General features: G+C 55.2%; 13 protein-coding genes and 1 tRNA gene. 11 read left to right on the forward strand and 3 right to left on the reverse strand.

The window, feature by feature from the left end:
- Window positions 1-54: 54 nt before the first annotated feature.
- The 3 genes from ACTQ52_RS01900 to brnQ all read left to right on the forward strand — a co-directional run bounded on the left by ACTQ52_RS01900 (window position 55) and on the right by brnQ (window position 3712).
- Complete coding sequence (locus tag ACTQ52_RS01900) at window positions 55-615, forward strand: hypothetical protein (RefSeq protein ID WP_410042512.1); 561 nt, start codon at window positions 55-57, stop codon at window positions 613-615.
- 80 nt (window positions 616-695) lie between these two features.
- Complete coding sequence (locus ACTQ52_RS01905; protein ID WP_441226100.1) at window positions 696-2510, forward strand: DUF5722 domain-containing protein; 1815 nt, start codon at window positions 696-698, stop codon at window positions 2508-2510.
- Window positions 2511-2587: 77 nt separating this feature from the next.
- The gene (brnQ, locus tag ACTQ52_RS01910) at window positions 2588-3712 is read left to right on the forward strand and encodes a branched-chain amino acid transport system II carrier protein (protein ID WP_410042514.1); all 1125 of its coding nucleotides are present in this window, start codon (window positions 2588-2590) and stop codon (window positions 3710-3712) included.
- A gap of 292 nt (window positions 3713-4004) precedes the next feature.
- Here the strand turns inward: brnQ and ACTQ52_RS01915 are convergent, their stop codons facing one another.
- Window positions 4005-4484 (reverse strand): S-ribosylhomocysteine lyase, encoded by a 480-nt coding sequence (locus tag ACTQ52_RS01915; protein ID WP_410042515.1) that lies wholly within the window; start codon window positions 4482-4484, stop codon window positions 4005-4007.
- Window positions 4485-4780: 296 nt separating this feature from the next.
- Between ACTQ52_RS01915 and ACTQ52_RS01920 the strand changes: the two genes are divergently transcribed.
- Both ACTQ52_RS01920 and ACTQ52_RS01925 read left to right on the forward strand, forming a co-directional pair.
- Window positions 4781-6022: an SPFH domain-containing protein gene (locus ACTQ52_RS01920; RefSeq protein ID WP_410042516.1), complete on the forward strand. Its 1242-nt coding sequence runs from the start codon at window positions 4781-4783 to the stop codon at window positions 6020-6022.
- Window positions 6023-6169: 147 nt separating this feature from the next.
- On the forward strand, window positions 6170-7378 hold the full coding sequence (locus tag ACTQ52_RS01925) for a hypothetical protein (protein WP_441981616.1): 1209 nt from the start codon (window positions 6170-6172) through the stop codon (window positions 7376-7378).
- 65 nt (window positions 7379-7443) lie between these two features.
- On the opposite strand, the gene leuB is transcribed toward ACTQ52_RS01925, so the two are convergent.
- On the reverse strand, window positions 7444-8538 hold the full coding sequence (gene leuB, locus ACTQ52_RS01930; protein ID WP_441981617.1) for a 3-isopropylmalate dehydrogenase: 1095 nt from the start codon (window positions 8536-8538) through the stop codon (window positions 7444-7446).
- A gap of 319 nt (window positions 8539-8857) precedes the next feature.
- Between leuB and uvrB the strand changes: the two genes are divergently transcribed.
- Window positions 8858-10852 carry an excinuclease ABC subunit UvrB gene (gene uvrB, locus ACTQ52_RS01935; protein WP_441226097.1) on the forward strand — a complete coding sequence of 665 codons (1995 nt, stop codon included), beginning with the start codon at window positions 8858-8860 and terminating at the stop codon, window positions 10850-10852.
- Between the two features lie 49 nt (window positions 10853-10901).
- Here uvrB and ACTQ52_RS01940 read toward each other — a convergent pair whose 3' ends face one another.
- A complete protein-coding gene (locus ACTQ52_RS01940; protein WP_410042520.1) occupies window positions 10902-11759 on the reverse strand; it encodes a MurR/RpiR family transcriptional regulator in 858 nt (285 codons plus the stop codon).
- Window positions 11760-11943: 184 nt separating this feature from the next.
- Here ACTQ52_RS01940 and ACTQ52_RS01945 point away from each other — a divergent pair.
- The 5 genes from ACTQ52_RS01945 (at window position 11944) to ftsH (ending at window position 18121) form a co-directional block, all read left to right on the forward strand.
- Window positions 11944-12016 (forward strand) — tRNA-Arg (locus ACTQ52_RS01945).
- 155 nt (window positions 12017-12171) lie between these two features.
- On the forward strand, window positions 12172-13254 hold the full coding sequence (serC, locus tag ACTQ52_RS01950; RefSeq protein ID WP_410042521.1) for a 3-phosphoserine/phosphohydroxythreonine transaminase: 1083 nt from the start codon (window positions 12172-12174) through the stop codon (window positions 13252-13254).
- A gap of 110 nt (window positions 13255-13364) precedes the next feature.
- Window positions 13365-14534, forward strand: a complete 1170-nt coding sequence (locus tag ACTQ52_RS01955; RefSeq protein WP_441981618.1) for a phosphoglycerate dehydrogenase — start codon at window positions 13365-13367, stop codon at window positions 14532-14534.
- A gap of 40 nt (window positions 14535-14574) precedes the next feature.
- Entirely contained in the window at window positions 14575-15864 is a 1290-nt protein-coding gene (locus ACTQ52_RS01960; protein WP_410042523.1) for a DUF1015 domain-containing protein, read from the forward strand.
- 316 nt (window positions 15865-16180) lie between these two features.
- Window positions 16181-18121, forward strand: coding sequence for an ATP-dependent zinc metalloprotease FtsH (ftsH, locus tag ACTQ52_RS01965; RefSeq protein WP_441226094.1), 1941 nt, complete (start codon window positions 16181-16183; stop codon window positions 18119-18121).
- Window positions 18122-18205: the final 84 nt, after the last annotated feature.

The raw sequence follows: 18205 nt of genomic DNA on the forward strand, positions 1-18205 counted from the left end.
TGAATTTTCAAATTTGATTTTTCACTTTTTTGAGTAGAGGAGCCCTGAGTAATCATGGTTTTTAAGAGAGGTATACGTGTGCTGATGCTGACGGCCATGCTTTCCTGCATGATGGTGGTGACGGCACTCGCGGCGAATCGTACGATCGCCAACAAGCTGGAGAGTCCGGTAAAGCTGGTCGTCGACAGCGACTATATCACAGGTAAGGTCAATGATCCGGTTTCGCGTCAGACGAAAACGGCTTTTATCGTGCGCGACAACGCGGCTTTCCATCTGGAGTCCACATCGATGGAGAGCACGGATGTGATTTTCTATATCAATTCCTTCGTCGAGGGACAGGATATGGGCATCCATAATCGTGTCCAGAAGAAGCTGGCGAAGATCGGCGAGGATCTGACGATGCTCCCGGAGGACGTCTATGAGAGCTGCACCGCGGATGGTACGGGCTATGATTTCCTGAACCGCTGCTATGATATCCGCGTCTATCTGGATCATGACGGAAAGCTCTACGAGGATTACTACTTCGGCCTCGTGGATGACCAGACCTATGAGCAGATGAAGGCGGAGTATGAACGTGTACAGGAGGAGCTGAAGGCGCTGAAGATTTCGGCGTAGCTGCATCCGTAAAATGGGTATATGAAATACGAATGGAGGCGGAGCACCGAAAGGGCTCCGCTTTTTTGGAGGATGAGAGAATGAGACATCATGTAGTACATAAAGATTCATATCGAACATCAGATACAGGAAGGCTTCTGCCGGCACTGGTGCTGGCGGGTGCGATGACGCTTGCGTGTGCTGGTACGGCGGTGGCAGGCAGCGTGGCAGCCAGCGGTGTCGATGTGTCGGCGTACCAGATGAGCCTGCCGGGCGGTGGAAACAGTGCGACTGCCGGACAGAGCGCAGCGGCAGCGCTACCGACGGGCGGAGCGGCGATCGCACAGGACCAGAGCATTGGCGCCCACTACGCGACGGTGCAGTCGGCGGAGATCGATACCGCAAATCCGGCGGTCATCGATATCACGGTCGATGCAGCGTCACTCGTCGGCAGCGGGCAGCAGCTGTACCTCTTTGCGGTGAAGCCGTACCAGATGAACCTCGATGGCCGGACAGACTATCTGGCGGTGCAGGAGGTCGGAAACGGCAGTCTTCAATTCACGGCAGACCTGCAGGACGGCCCGAACAGTCTTCGGACCTATGATGCATTCGTAGTTGCCATCGCCAGTGGGAACGGCTATCAGATCGTATCGAACCGTTGCTACATCGGGAATCCGGAGCTGATCGCGGCAGACCAGTCGCCGGCGCTGAACCGCGGGAAGAAGGGACTGCTGGTGGATCCGAACATCCTCGATGATGCCATCGACCTCGGGATCAAGCATGCCTTTATCCCGGTCACAACCGCACAGCTTTTCGGCACCGGCGTCAGCTACAACTATGATGGAAAAGTCTATTCCTTCGATTCGGCCCTGATTCAGCAGCTGGATCAGGAGATCAGCCGTCTTTCAGGCGCAGGGGTGGCGGTCACGGTAAACCTCGTAAATGGATGGAATCCGACGCAGCCGGCGCTCTACCGTCCGGGCACGAAGGTGGTCACGAGCGATGCGGCGCTGTACTATGGCTTCAATGTCGAAACCGAGGATGGCTTCCAGCTGGTGAAGGCGATGGCGACCTTCCTTGCGAGCCGCTACAACGGGCATAACGGGTACGGAAAGATCACAAACTGGGTTATCGGAAACGAGATCAATAACCAGTACTGGAATTATGTCGGAAATTACAGTGTCCGGGACTATACGCGGATTTTCCAGCGGACCTTCCGTGTGTTCTATACCGCCATCAAATCGGTTTCGGCGAGCGATAATGTCATGTTCTCGCTGGATCAGTACTGGACGATCCGACCGGAGGCCGGATCGGTCGGAAAGTATCCGGGAAAGGATGTGCTGGATAACTTTATGTTTATCGATCAGGAGGAGGGAAAGACCAACTGGGCACTGGCGATCCATCCGTACCCGTATCCGTTGACCGATCCGAATTTCTGGGATGATTTCTCCTCTGGCAAGGTGACGAACGACCTCACCACACCGGTCATCAGCTATGCAAACCTTTCGGTATTGACGAACTATATGCACAGTCAGTATATGCTGGATAAGCTCGGTCAGGTACGAAATATCTTCATGACCGAGGAGGGCTTCAGCTCCGTCCGGAAGCTTACACAGGACGCACAGATGGAGCAGGCGGCGGCCGTCGCCTATGGCCACTATATCGTCGAGAACAACCCGGACATCGATGCCTACATGCTTTCCCGTCAGCTGGACAATGCCGCCGAAACGAAGGATGGACTCTACTTCGGACTGTCTTCCGTCGGCGCAGATGGTGCCTCGCTCGTCGCGAAGCCGGCCCGCGAGGTCTTCAAGTACATCGACGATCCGAACACCTCGCTCATGGTATCGGATTTTGCGAAGACCATCATCGGCATCAGCGACTGGGCACAGGCCATTCCGGGATTTCATTTCTGATGATTTAAACTTACACTTGCCTCCATAGATAAATAGGGATTATAATTGCTATAATTTTTTTATTAGAGGAGGCAATTATGCAAAAACTAGGATTTCGACAGACGATCACGATCGGCTTCATGCTGTTCTCTATGTTCTTCGGCGCTGGTAATCTGATTTTTCCACCGCTTCTCGGCGCACAGGCTGGAAGCAGTACGGTTCTGGCGATGGTCGGACTGACCATCACCGCCGTCTGCTTCCCGATTCTGGCCGTCGCTGCCGTCGCGAAGCATGATAATCTCGTGAAGCTCGGTTCGATGATCCATCCGGTGTTTGCATCAGTGTTTACGGTCCTCATCTGCCTGATGATCGGCCCCTTTGTCGCGATCCCGCGTACCTGCAGTACTTCCTTCGAGATGGCGGTCGCACAGTTCCTGCCGTCTGAGAGCGGATCGGTCCTCATGATGGCACGTATTCTCTACTCCATGGTATTCTTCGCCGGTGCGACCTTCGTGGCCCTGCACCCGAATAAGCTGAAGGATATCCTGGGCAGAATCATGACGCCGATTCTGGTCATACTGATCGTCGTCACCTTCGTGGGAACCGTGATGAAGCTGCCGGTGACGGTCGCAGCGCCATCCACCATCGGCTATCAGGAGCATCCGATCATGACCGGCTTCATGACCGGTTATCAGACGATGGATATCCTGGCGGCGCTCAACTTCGGACTCGTCATCGCGATGAACATCGAGGATTTCGGTGTGCATGATCGTCGGGCGATCGCAGGTGAAACGGTGAAGGCCGGGCTCATCGCCGGTGTCATGCTGGCTCTTGTATATTTCGCAACCTCCTATATCGGTGCGATCTCGAGTGGCGTTCCGGGACTCCTGACCGAGACGGAAACCGGTGCCGGTATCCTGTCGTATGCGATCCAGCAGTGCTTCGGTGCGGCGGGACAGATCATCGCCGGACTCATCTTCTTCATCGCCTGCTTCAACGTCTGCTGCGGACTGCTGTCCAGCGGCTCGGAGTATTTCCATAAGCTGGTGCCGAAGATCAGCTATAAGACCTGGCTGTTCGGCTTCGCGATCTTCAGCTTCGTGATTTCCAGCGCCGGACTGTATCGTATCCTGAGCTTCTCCTTCCCGGTCCTGAAGGTAATGTGTCCGATTGCCATCGCCGTGACGATCTTCGGCCTCGTGAAGAAGCGCCAGGCGGAGTAATCGGTCAGAAGAGCGGGGAAGCTATTCGTTTCGCCATGGCCTCGAAGGGCCGGCAGCAGAAGCACCATAGAGGCAGAAAGGTTTTTGTGACTCTGCCGAGGATGTATAAAAATCTTAAAACGGAACCCTTAGTGGCACTTGGATTTATTTTCCTTAGCACCCTCTGCAACACTGAGTTTTCATAAAGAAAACTCAGTCGTTTGCAGAGGGCCTAGTGCCACTTAGGGTTCCGTTTTTGATTTTTAACACCGCAGGCAATGGCTAAAAAAACCTTTCTGCCTCCATGCTTGCTTTAGGCCGGATACACCAGATGCGTGTCATCGATCACGTAGAGCGTTTCGTCGAGGTAGCGCTTCGCGAGCCAGTTTGCCATGCCGAGGTTCTGGTCGAGGTAGTTTCCGCAGTCGCGAGGTGCCGCGCCCGGGATCGGGTCATGGAAGTCGCGGATGAACTCAAACATACGCGTGATGACGGATACGATGTCGCGGGAGCTGAGATCGCCGGCGAAGATGACGTAACAGCCGGTGCGGCAGCCCATCGGTCCGAAGTAGATGGTCTTCTCGGCCCATTCCGGGTCGTTTCGGAGGAAGGTGGCACCTAAGTGCTCGATGGTGTGAAGCTCGGCGGTATTCATGACCGGCTCACGATTCGGTCTCGTCATACGAAGATCGAAGGTCGTCAGGGTCTCGGCGCCGACTTTATCTTTTCTGGAAACGTAGATGCCCGGCTCCAGCTTCTCGTGATTGATGGTAAAGCTTGCGATTTTTTCCATGGTGTACCTCCTGGAAGAGAATAGTAGTGTGTAAGTTCAATTATTATAGAAAAAAGCGCTGGTGTGCGCAAGCTGTGCGTGAAAACGAAGCACAGTACAGTGGCGCTTCTTCGGCAGCGCCTGGATGAATGCCGGAATGATGAAAAAGCGGAGGATCATTGAAAATATAGAGTTGAAATTAATTTCCTCGATTTCACCGATATTGATTGAGCGTTTCCGCGTTCTCGCTTATAATAAAGCTAGAGTATGGCCGTGAAACCGTTTCGACGGAGTATTATCGAAAAGGAGGAAATAATATGGGCCTTTTACAGGTTGGTTTAGGCGCTGCGGAATCTGTTCTTTCGGATCAGTGGCGTGAATATTTTTACTGCGATGCGTTGACAGAAGACGTCCTCATGAAGAAGGGCGAGGCGCGGCAGGCGAGAAGAGCATTTAATACGAAGAAGTCAGATAACCTCATCACGAACGGCGCGATCATCGCGGTGAACGAAGGTCAGTGTATGATCATCGTCGACAACGGTGCGATCGTAGAGGTCAGTGCCGAGCCGGGTAAGTTTGTATGGGATGCGTCGACCGAGCCGTCGATTTTCTATGGTGGACTGAAGAAGGGTATCGTGGATTCCTTCAATACATGGAAGAAGCGTGTGGCGTTCGGAGGCGATACCGCGACGGACCAGCGCATCTACTTCTTCAACACGAAGGACATCATCGGAAACAAGTATGGAACACAGAATCCGATTCCGTTCCGTATCATCGATCGAAACATCAACCTCGATACCGATGTTGCGGTTCGTTGCCATGGTGAGTATGCATATCGTCTGGCCGATCCGATCCTGTTCTATAAGAAGCTCTGCGGAAACGTAAGCGATGAGTTCCGGAGAGATCGTATCGACAGCCAGCTGAAGACGGAGCTGCTTACGGCACTGCAGCCGGCATTCGCTGCTGTATCCGAGCAGGGCGTACGTTATTCACAGCTTCCGGCGCATGCAGATGACATCGCACGGGCACTGGATGTGGAGCTTTCGAATACCTGGGGACAGAACTACGGTATCGAAATCGCAGCCTTCGGTCTCAGCTCCGCGACGATTTCGGACGAGGATGCAGAGCGCATCAAGGTGCTTCAGATGAACGCAGCACTGAAGGATCCGACGATGGCAGCCGCAACGATCGCAGCTGCGCAGGCACAGGCGATGAAGGATGCGGCGAACAATACCGCGACCGGACCGATGTTGGCCTTCGCCGGTATGAACATGGCGAACATGGTCGGTGGAATGAACAGTCAGCAGCTCTATGGTATGGGTGGCGCACCGCAGCAGACACCGCCGACGACACCGTCACCGGCGGCCGCAGGTGTTGGCGTAGCTGCCGCTGCTCCGGCAGGCAGCTGGACCTGTGCATGTGGAACCGTGAATACGGGCAACTTCTGCTCGAACTGTGGAAGCCAGAAGCCACAGCCGTCGACCTGGACCTGCCCGAAGTGCGGACATCAGGGCAATACAGGTAATTTCTGCTCGAACTGTGGAACACCGAAGGCGTAAGCGGATGCAGTAGATTTGTGGTGCGATGTCCGAATGTACATCGCACTTTGTATATGTATCTGAAACAGGGGCATTCGGAGGGTGGATTCTGCGACAGCGTCTCCGAAGTCTTCTCTTTGAGAGACGAATGTGAGATCGAAGATACATATGAGAATGGAAGGAGGGACAGAGATGCAGACGGCACAGGCGAATACCAATGTAACGAACCGCGCGAGTGGATCCGCTGCCGAGGATCGCGAGACCACGATGACGAACACCCTGCAGGAGACGGATCGAAAGTGCCCGCAGTGTGGTGGAACGCTCGAATTTGATCCATCGACCGGTGGGCTGAAGTGCCCATACTGTGATTATACCGAAGCGATCCAGCATGAGGAGGAAGCGAAGGAGAGCGGCACGATCGATGATGAGGGCAGATTCGTCGCGACAGAGCATGCCTATACCGGAAAGGAGGACACCGCGACGACCGACTGGGGTACGGCGACGAAGACGGTCATCTGTAAGTCCTGTGGCGCGGAAATCATGTACGACGCAAACGCCATCGCAAACGTCTGTCCGTACTGCGGATCTACCCAGGTGATGGAAGCCGGCGATCAGAAAGAGAAGATCATGGCACCGGGTGGGGTGGTGACCTTCGATGTCGATCAAAGGCGTGCGGCAGAGCTCTTTAAGACCTGGATCGGGCATAAGTTTTTCTGCCCGAAGCTGGCGAAGGAGAGTGCGGAGCCGGATAAATTCCATGGCGTGTATGTGCCGTACTGGACCTTCGATGCAGAGGCAAGCGGTGACTATACCGGTGAGTATGGTATCAACCGTACCGTGAAAAAGGACGATGGGAAAACCGAGATCGTCACGGACTGGTATGGCTGCAGCGGCGAGATCGAGCACTTCTTCGATGATGTGCTGGTGACCGCTTCGGATCGCTATGATCAGAATATACTTCAGTCGGTGGAGCCGTATCGTACAGATGATGTGAAGCCATACAAGCCGCAGTATCTGGCCGGCTTTATGGCCGAGCGTTATACGCTGAAGCTGACGGATGCCTGGCCGAAGGCGCAGAGCATCATGGATGAAGAGATGCATGAGCTTGCAGAAGATGATATCCGTGATCAGCATAACCCGGATGATGTTCGTTCAGTCAGCATCGAGGCGAAGTATGCCGATGTAACGTATAAGTATCTGCTGCTTCCGGTATGGATCTCCTGCTTCCGTTACCAGGATAAGATCTATCGTTTCATGGTCAACGGACAGACCGGAAAGGTATCCGGCAAGACGCCGATCAGCTGGATCAAGGTAGCGCTGACCACGATCGCCGTGATCGCGATCATCATGCTCCTGTATTATCTGCTTGGGGATTAAAAACGTATACGAAAAGAGGACTGCCGGTGGTAGTCCTCTTTTTATACTCGGGCTCGGAAGCTTCGTTATCTGATGAGCGAGGCGATCTTATCCCCCATCTCGTCGGTGTGCAGGCAGGTGAGACCCTCTACGTCATCTTCCATGATATCACCGGTGCGGAAGCCGGTGCGAAGTGCTTCGGCAACCGCATCCTCGATGGCGTCGGCTTCCTTCGTGAGATTCAGTGAGTAGCGGAGCAGCATCGCTGCGCTCAGAATCGTCGCAAGCGGATTCGCGATGTTCTGACCGGCGATATCCGGTGCCGATCCGCCGGACGGCTCATAGAGACCGAAGCTGTCCTCGCGGAGGGAAGCGGATGGCAGCATGCCGAGGGAGCCGGCGATTTCTGCCATCTCATCGGAGAGGATGTCACCGAACATGTTCTCGGTCACGACAACATCGAACTGACCCGGATTCCGAACGAGCTGCATCGCCGTGGAATCCACGAGTGCATGCTCGAGCTGTACATCCGGATGCTCCGCCGCCACTTCCGTAACGACCTTCCGCCACAGTCTGGACGAATCGAGAACATTGGCCTTATCCACGGAGGTCACATGGCTGTGGCGCTTCTCTGCAATCTCGCAGGCCTTCTTTGCGATCCGGCGGATTTCATAGTCGTGGTACACGAGCGTATCGGTTGCGACCTCCTCACCATCGACGGTTTCGGTTTTCCGTGCGCCGAAGTAGAGACCACCGGTGAGCTCACGCACCATCATCACGTCGAAGCCCTGCTCTGCGATCGACTCGCGCAGCGGACACGCCCTCCGAAGCTCCGGATAGAGATGCGCCGGGCGGAGATTGCAGAACAGTCCGAGGGACTTCCGAAGCTTCAGAAGCCCGGCCTCCGGACGCTTCTCCGGTGGCAGCTCATACCAGTGGGACTGGCCCACCTTGCCGCCGATCGAACCCATGAGCACGGCATCTGCGGACTGGCAGGCCGCGACCGTCGCATCCGTCAGCGGCTCACCATATGCATCGATGGAGCAGCCGCCCATCAACACCTTCTCAAACGTAAACTGGTGACCATAGACCTCGGCTACCTTCTCGAGCACCTTCTGGGCCTCGGCCACGATCTCCGGACCGATGCCATCTCCCGGTATCGTCACAATCTTTGCATTCATCGACATTCCTCCCCGCATCCTTTGCGGCTCTCTGTATTTAAATCGCAGGCCAATGCCTACATCAGAATTCTACACCCATAACTCTACATTATTATCTGCCGAGTTCCAATACCGATCGGTTATGCAAGACATGAACGCAGCAGAGGGCCTAGTGCCGCTTAGGGGTCCCGACTTAGAGTCTTCCGAGCTCGGAGTACTGTGTTTCTGCTGCCGCCCCTCCGGCCTCCGCTGTCCATGACAGAAAATCTTGAAAGCACGCCAAACAAGTGTTCAATGCAGCGCTTCTGTGCTATACTGAAAAAACGATTTGGAGGGCGCTATGGAACACAACGAATTCAAGCTTCATTCTGACTATGCACCGACCGGTGATCAGCCGCAGGCCATCGAAAAGCTGACGCTCGGCTTCAAGCAGGGAAATCAGTTCGAGACCCTGCTCGGTGTTACCGGCTCCGGCAAGACCTTTACGATGGCGAACATCATCCAGCGACTGCAGAAGCCGACACTGATCATCTCACATAACAAGACCCTGGCGGCACAGCTGTATTCCGAGATGAAGGAGTTCTTCCCGGAGAACGCGGTCGAGTATTTCGTTTCCTACTATGATTATTATCAGCCGGAGGCGTATCTGCCATCGACCGATACCTACATCGAGAAGGATTCGGATATCAATGACGAGATCGATAAGCTGCGCTGCTCGGCGATGGCTTCCCTGAACGAGCGTGATGATGTCATCGTCGTATCCTCGGTTTCCTGCATCTACGGTCTCGGTGAGCCGAAGGAATATGCGAACATGGCGATCTCCGTCTGGAACGGTGCCCGGAAGGACCGGGATCACTTCATCCGTCAGCTGATCGATATCCAGTATAACCGGAACGACATCGACTTCAAGCGTGGTACCTTCCGCGTGATGGGCGATGTCGTGGACGTGTTCCCGGCGTCGGAGGGCGAGGAGGCGTACCGCGTCGAGTTTTTCGGTGATGAGGTCGATCGCATCACGAGGATCAATGCACTCACCGCGAAGGCGACGGCGGTCATGGACCACATCGTCATCTATCCGGCGAGCCCGTATGTCATCCCGCAGGAGAAGCTGAACCGTGCGTGCGAGAATATCCTGCAGGAGATGGAGGCGCAGGTCCGTTACTTTAAGGATAACGATAAGCTGATCGAGGCACAGCGCATCGCGGAACGGACGAACTATGATGTCGAGATGCTGAAGGAGACCGGCTTCTGCTCCGGCATCGAGAACTACACCCGGCACTTAAGCTTCGGAAAGCCGGGAGATCCGCCATATACCCTCATGGACTACTTCCCGGATGATTATCTCGTCATCGTGGATGAGTCGCATGTCACACTGCCGCAGGTACGTGGCATGTATAACGGAAACCTCTCCCGGAAGGAGACGCTCGTGGATTTCGGCTTCCGTCTGCCATCAGCCCTCGATAACCGTCCGCTGAATTTCACGGAGTTCGAGCAGAAGATCGATCAGATGCTCTTCGTGTCGGCGACGCCGGGCGAGTATGAGGCGGAGCATGAGCTTCTCCGGGCGGATCAGATCATCCGTCCGACCGGCCTGCTGGATCCGGAGATCGAGGTGCGTCCGACGAAGGGACAGATCGATGATCTGATCGCCCAGATCCATCGTGAGATCGAGGGAAAGCATAAGATTCTCGTCACAACCCTGACGAAGCGCATGGCGGAGGACCTGACGAAGTACCTGAAGGACGCCGATATCCGCGTACGCTACCTCCACTCGGACATCGACACCCTGGAGCGCGCGTCCATCATCCGTGACATGCGTCTCGATAAGTTCGATGTGCTGGTCGGCATCAACCTGCTCCGTGAGGGCCTCGATATCCCGGAGGTCGCGCTCGTCGCCATCCTCGACGCGGATAAGGAGGGCTTCCTCCGTTCGGAGACCTCGCTCATCCAGACGGTCGGCCGTGCTGCGCGTAATGCGGATGGCCATGTCATCATGTACGCGGATACCATCACGGATTCCATGCGCCATACGATCGATGAGACCGAGCGACGCCGGAAGATCCAGATGGCGTATAATGAAGCACACGGTATCACACCGACCACGATCCATAAGGCGGTCGCTGATCTGATCGCGATCGGAAAGGCCGTCGATGTGGATGATCCGCATGGCATAGAGAAGGATGTGGAGTCGATGACGCATCAGGAGATCGAGAAGCTGATCCGTGAGCTGTCGAAGAAGATGCGTGCCGCTGCTGCGGAGCTCAACTTCGAGGATGCGATGAAATACCGCGATAAGATCGAAGAAATCCGGAAAAAGTCAAAAGGCGAGGAGTGAATCGAAGAAGGGCAGCCTCGTGAGGCTGCCCTTCTTCGGTGGTTATAGATCAGTAGTTTTTATCAGCGATGGAGTGGGCCGTCTTGTCCCAGTTCGGCTTGCAGCGCTTATAGTGGCGACGGAAGTACTCGCTGTACATCACATCCACGAGGAAGAGCTGCGAGATCTCTGCCGAGGTGGAGCCGTTCTGGAGGGTGCCTTCATTGGCTCCGCAGAGCAGTATGATGTCCGCAAACTCGGTGAGCGGGGACTTCGTAAAGCGGGTGATCACGATCGTCTTCGCACCGGCGGCCTTCGCGGAACGGGCGATCTCGACCGTATCCTTCGTCGAACCGGAATAGGAGAAGATGAGAGCGACATCCTGATCGGTCAGCGTCGACGCGGTGATCAGCTGCATGTTCGCATCCATGTTACAGATGACCTTCGGCTCGATGCGAAGGAACTTGTTCATGGCCTTCATCGCGGTCAGCATCGAGGTGCCGACACCGAAGAAGACGATGCGCTTCGCGCTGCTGAGGGCATCCATCGCTGCCGTCATCTGCTTCACATCGATGAGGGAATAGGTTTCCTGAATCGCGGAAACATTCTCCGACAGCACCTTCTTCGCGAGCTCAGAGATGTTATCCTCGAGGGTGATGGTCGTATCCTCGGTATCCGTCAGCGGGGACTCACTTGCGCGCATACTGAGCGAGAGCATCATCTTAAACTCCTGATAGCCCTTCACATTCATCGTCTTACAGAATCGGAAGACGGAGGTGTCGCCGACGTCGCAGGCACCGGCCAGGTCGGAAATCGACATGAAAAGTACCTTCTTCGGGTTTTCCAGAATGTAATCCGCTACTTTTTTCTCCGCCTTCGTAAACTGATTATAGGCGGAGCGTATTTTGGTAATGTAATCGTCCTGCATACTCGTTTTCTCCTCTCAAGCAGTAGTCCACCGAAACAAAATCACAGTAGTACATACGGCATTATCATAGCATTATCGGAAATTTGTTTCAACAAAAATAATTTTCAAAATCTCGCCTCCGCATTCTTTCCTTGTATTTTTCGGGCCAATGACTTATAATATACAAGTTCGTAAAACCGAATAGGTTCTTATAGCTTAACTGGATAGAGTACCGGCCTCCGACGCCGGTGGTCGCGGTTCGAGTCCGCGTAGGAACATCTTTTGCCCGGTGCATCTGCACCGGGCTTTTTTATGCCCGGATTGTACAAAAGCCGATACATAAAAATTATTTATATACTATATAAAGTGCAACGGTGCTATCATATGCCTAATCAAGGGAAACCTTCAAATACACGATTCAAAGGAGATAGCGATGAGCAGAGTCTATAATTTCAGTGCGGGACCAGCAGTTTTACCGGAAGAGGTTCTTCGGACAGCGGCAGCGGAGATGCTGGATTATCATGGATGCGGGATGTCCGTGATGGAGATGTCTCATCGCTCGAAGGACTTTCAGGCGATCATCGATACAGCCGAGGCAGATTTCAGAGAGCTGCTCGGGGTACCGGAGAATTATAAGGTACTGTTCCTGCAGGGCGGAGGAAACACGCAGTTTGCGATGGTGCCGATGAACCTGATGCGCCATGGCGTGGCCGATTACATCGTGACGGGCCAGTGGGCGAAGAAGGCCGCAAAGGAAGCGGAGATGTACGGTAAGGTGAACGTAGTCGCCAGCTCAGCCGACAAGACCTTCAGCTACATCCCGGATCTTCAGAACCTCGCCATCGATGACGACGCAGATTATGTATACATCTGCCAGAACAACACGATCTACGGAACCACGATCCGTGAGCTTCCGAACACGAAGGGCAAGGACCTTGTATCCGACGTCTCCTCCATGTTCCTGAGCGAGCCGATGGATGTTTCGAAGTACGGTGTCCTCTGGGGTGGCGTGCAGAAGAACGTGGGTCCGGCCGGTGTGACCATCGTCGTGATCCGTGACGACCTCATCCGTGAGGACGTGCTTCCGGGCACCCCGACCATGCTCCGTTACAAGACCCATGCCGATGCGAAGTCTCTGTACAACACGCCGCCATGCTACAACATCTATGTATGCGGCCTTGTATTCAAGTGGCTGAAGGAGATGGGCGGCCTCGGCGTGATGAAGGAGCGGAACGAGCAGAAGGCGAAGATCCTGTATGATTACCTCGATCAGTCGACGATGTTCCGCGGCACCGTCGCGCCGAAGGATCGTTCCCTCATGAATATCCCGTTCATTACCGGCGATGCTGACCTCGATGCGAAGTTCATCGCAGAGGCATCCGCAGCCGGCTTCAAGAACCTGAAGGGTCACCGTACCGTCGGCGGTATGCGTGCATCGCTCTATAACGCGATGCCACAGGAGGGCGTCGTTAAGCTCGTCGAGTTCATGGATGCATTTGAGAAGAATAACCGATAAGAAACGCGTTGAAGGCAGCGGCGAATGCTTCTGCCGGCGATGCGGTACCATACCGGAGGAACACGCGGACCGGCCATGACGCTGGTGCCCATACGGAAAGGACGAACATCATGAAGAATCGTGAAATTTACTGCTTAAACAATATCAGCCGTGTCGGAACCGGACGTTTCCGGAAGGGCTATACCCTGGTGGACGAGATCGACCACGCCGCTGGCGTGCTGGTGCGCTCCGCCGATATGAAGGCGATGGACTTTCCGCCGACGCTCCGTGCCATCGGACGTGCCGGTGCCGGCGTCAACAACATCCCGCTCGACCGCTGTGCCGAGCAGGGCATCGTCGTATTCAACACCCCGGGTGCTAATGCAAATGCCGTGAAGGAGCTGGTGATCGCGGGGCTGATGCTGGCGAGCCGTGACATCATCGGCGGCAATCAGTGGATCCGGGATCATGCCGATGTCCCGACCATCCAGAAGGATGCCGAGAAGGCAAAAAAGAACTTCGCCGGCTGTGAGATCAAGGGCAAGACCCTCGGCGTCATCGGCCTCGGTGCGATCGGCGTACTCGTCGCGAATGCCGCCGTCGATCTCGGGATGGAGGTCTATGGCTATGATCCGTACCTCTCCGTGAAGTCTGCCTGGGATCTCTCTCAGAAGGTGCATCACGCGGCGATCCTCGATGAAATCTACGATAAGTGTGACTATATCACGATCCATGTACCCGCCGTCGACAGTACGAAGGGCATGATCAACCAGGAGGCCATCGCACGCATGAAGGACGGTGTCCGCATCCTGAATTTCGCCCGCGATGTGCTGGTGAATGACGATGACATGGCAGAAGCATTGACCAGGGGCAAGGTAAAGGCCTACGTAACCGACTTCCCGAATCCGAAGTCGGCGGAGATGCCGGGAGCCGTCGTCCTGCCGCATCTCGGCGCGTCCACCGAAGAGGCCGAGGACAACTGTGCGGTGATGGCAGTTGAGGAGGTACAGGATTACCTCGACAACGGTAACATCCATCACTCCGTGAACTTCCCGGATACCGATATGGGTGTCTGCAGCAGCGGCGGACGTATCGCTATCCTGCACCGGAACATCCCGAACATGCTTGGACAGATCACGAAGGCCCTCGGCGATGCGAACATCAACATCGACGGTCTCCAGAACAAGTCCCGTGGTGACTATGCGTATACGCTGATGGACATCAACCAGCACCTGACCGAGGAGGGCTTCCACAATCTCGGTCTCATCGATGGCATCCTCCGTGTACGAAAGGTGATGTAAGTGCTATCCGAGGATTTATCATGAGATAAAGGAGGAGTTTATGGCAACCGTTAAACCTTTCAGAGCGATCCGTCCGGATGCCGCGTGTGTTCGGGAGGTAGCAGCACTTCCATATGATGTATATTCCCGTGCGGAGGCACGTGAAGCGGTGGCCGGCCATCCGCTTTCCTTCTTAAACATTGACCGACCGGAAACCCAGTTCCCGGAAACGCAGGATATGTATGCGCCGGAGGTGTACCAGAAGGCGTCGGATATGCTGCAGGCAGAGATCGCAGATGGGACCTTCGTGCGTGAAACGAGCGCATGCTACTACGTCTATGAGCTGACGATGGAGGGACGGGCACAGACCGGTATCGTCGCGCTCAGCTCGATCGATGATTATCTGAACGGGATCTGTAAGAAGCATGAGAACACGGTGGAGGAGAAGGAGCAGGATCGTATCCGCCATGTGGATACCTGCTCGGCGCAGACGGGCCCGATCTTCCTCGCCTATCGTGCACATGCCGGTATCCAGGCGATCGTGGAGGAGGTAAAGAAGGAAACGGCGCTCTATGCGTTCGTGACGGATGATGGCGTCACTCATCGGGTATGGAGAATCGCAGACAGCGAGCGGGTAGCGACGCTGGAGGCACTTTTCGAGAAGGTGCCGGCGACCTATATCGCGGATGGCCATCATCGCGCAGCGAGCGCGGTCAAGGTCGGTCTCCGACGTCGGGAGGCGCATCCGGACTATGATGGCACGGAGGAGTTTAACTACTTCCTGTCGGTGCTGTTCCCGGATAAGGAGCTGAAGATCATGGACTACAACCGTGTCGTCAAGGATCTTCATGGGATGGATCCGGAGGATTTCATGTTCTCCATCGAGGAGGATTATCAGGTGTTCCATCTGACACAGCCGATTTCTCCGAAGGTGAAGGGCGAGATCTGCATGTACCTCGGCGGTGAGTGGTTCCTGCTTCGTGCACGCGCGGAACTGCTGTCGGCGCGGTCTATCGATCCGGTCAAGGCACTGGATGTATCGCTTCTGCAGGATACGGTTCTCGGACCGCTGCTGGGGATCGGGGATCCGCGTACCGATAAGCGTATCGAGTTCGTCGGTGGGATCCGGGGACTTCGAGAGCTGGAGAAGCGCGTGAATCAGCATACCTATGCACACGCGATGGATGGCAGCCTCGAGGAGCTCGGTCCGGCGGTCGCCTTCGCGATGCATCCGACGGCGATTACGGAACTCCTCGATGTCGCGGATCATCATCTGCTGATGCCGCCGAAGTCCACCTGGTTTGAGCCGAAGCTTCGCTCCGGTATTTTCATTCACGAAATCGAACGATAAGATTTATCCAGGGGCTGCGGAGGGGCGGCAACGGATACACAATACCACGAGACCGGCTTGATTTCACACGGTCTCTCCGTATGGTATCCGTTGTCGTCCCGCCGCGGCCTCTTCGGCTGAAATCCTGCATTTTACGTTTATGTTTTATAAACTGTATACAGAAGGAATCTTGATTTTGAGGATGGGCTTCCGTATAATTATGTTTACTGCAAAAATGGAAGTTTTCTGCGCATGATATGTGCTGAGGATTCCGAGGAAAGATGCAGCGGGCCATCCGGTGGACAGGATTCCGGCGGGTGAAAGAAATGGAGAACAGATGGAGAATAATAACAACCAGGGGAACGACGGCCGAGGCTTCCGGCATTCGGGTCAGACATTTATGATTCTGATCATCGCTGCGGTCATCACCTTTTTCGTATATACGCTGATTCGTGGCGCGTTTGTTACGGGCGTGACGCAGGAGATCAGCTATACAGAGTTCGTGACGATGGTCGACAGTGATCAGGTCGAGAAGGTGGAGTGGGGCGACAGTGATATCACGATCATCCCGAAGGAGGGTGCGTCGATGCCGTCGGACAGCGCCGGTGAATACAGTCCGTACCTGAATCAGGTGGATGTCCGCTACTATGTCGTGCCGGTCGGTGCAGACGCGCAGAAGCTCGTGGACCGTATGCTCGAGCATGGGGTCGTCATCTATAAGAAGAAACCGGACAATTCCGGATTTATCATGGAGGCCCTCATCAGCATCGTCCTCCCGTTTGTTCTGATCTTCGTCGTCATGAATATGACCATGCGTCGCATGGGAAACGGAAACGGCGGCATCATGGGTGTCGGCAAGTCGACCGCGAAGATGTATATGCAGAAGGAGACCGGTGTCACCTTCAAGGATGTGGCCGGTGAGGATGAGGCGAAGGAGTCGCTGATCGAGATCGTCGACTTCCTGCATAATCCGACGAAGTATACGGCCATCGGTGCGAAGCTTCCGAAGGGCGCCCTGCTGGTGGGCCCTCCTGGAACCGGCAAGACCTTACTTGCGAAGGCCGTGGCCGGTGAGGCACAGGTGCCGTTCTACAGTCTGTCCGGTTCGGATTTCGTCGAGATGTTCGTCGGTGTCGGTGCGAGTCGTGTGCGTGATCTGTTTAAGCAGGCGACGCAGTCGGCACCGTGCATCATCTTCATCGATGAGATCGATGCCATCGGTAAGACGAGAGATACCCGCTTCGGTGGAAACGAGGAGCGCGAGCAGACCCTGAACCAGCTGCTGTCGGAGATGGATGGCTTCGATGCCTCGAAGGGGATCATGGTCATGGGTGCGACGAACCGTCCGGAAATCCTCGACCCGGCACTGCTGCGTCCGGGCCGTTTCGACCGTCGTATCGTCGTGGAGAAGCCGGACCTCAAGGGACGTGTCAATATTCTGAAGGTGCATGCACAGGATGTGCAGCTGGATGATTCCGTCGATTTCAACGAGATTGCACTGGCGACTTCCGGTGCGGTCGGTGCAGATCTCGCAAACATGATGAACGAGGCAGCCATCACGGCGGTCAAGCATGGTCGTAAGAAGGTGTCCCAGGCGGACCTCTTCGAGGCGGTCGAGGTCGTGCTCGTCGGTAAGGAGAAGAAGGACCGTATCCTCAGTCAGGAGGAGCGTCGTATCGTTTCTTATCATGAGGTCGGACATGCGCTGGTTTCCGCGATTCAGAAGGATGCGGAGCCGGTACAGAAGATTACCATCGTACCACGTACCATGGGTGCACTCGGCTATGTGATGCAGGTGCCGGAGGAAGAGAAGTATCTGAACACGAAGGCAGAGCTTCATGCGATGCTGGTGACCTTCCTGGCGGGTCGTGCAGCAGAGGAAATCGTATTTGATACGGTGACGACCGGCGCTGCCAACGATATCGAGAAGGCGACGAAGCTGGCACGTGCGATGGTAACGCAGTACGGTATGTCGGAGCGCTTCGGACTGATGGGTCTCGAGAGTCAGGAGTCCCTGTATCTCAATACCGGACGGACAGTGATGAACTGTGGTGATGATACCGCGACAGCCGTCGACCAGGAGGTGATGCAGGTGCTGAAGTCCTGCTATGAGGAGGCGAAGCGGATCCTCAGTGAGAACCGTGAGGCACTGGACCAGATCGCTGCGTTCCTGATCGAGCGGGAGACCATCACCGGTAAGGAGTTCATGGATATCCTGCACCGGATCCAGCATCCGGCGGAGTCCGTGACGGAGCCGGCCGATACCGAATGCGTATAAATGCAGAGCTGTCTGCTGGATGATCTCCGCAGACAGCTCTTTTCTCATGCATGTCTTCTGACTTTCGTCAGCTGCTTGTGTCGT

Source organism: Oribacterium sp. Sow4_G1_1 (assembly GCF_052116105.1).
In the GTDB taxonomy this organism is placed as follows: domain Bacteria; phylum Bacillota; class Clostridia; order Lachnospirales; family Lachnospiraceae; genus Oribacterium.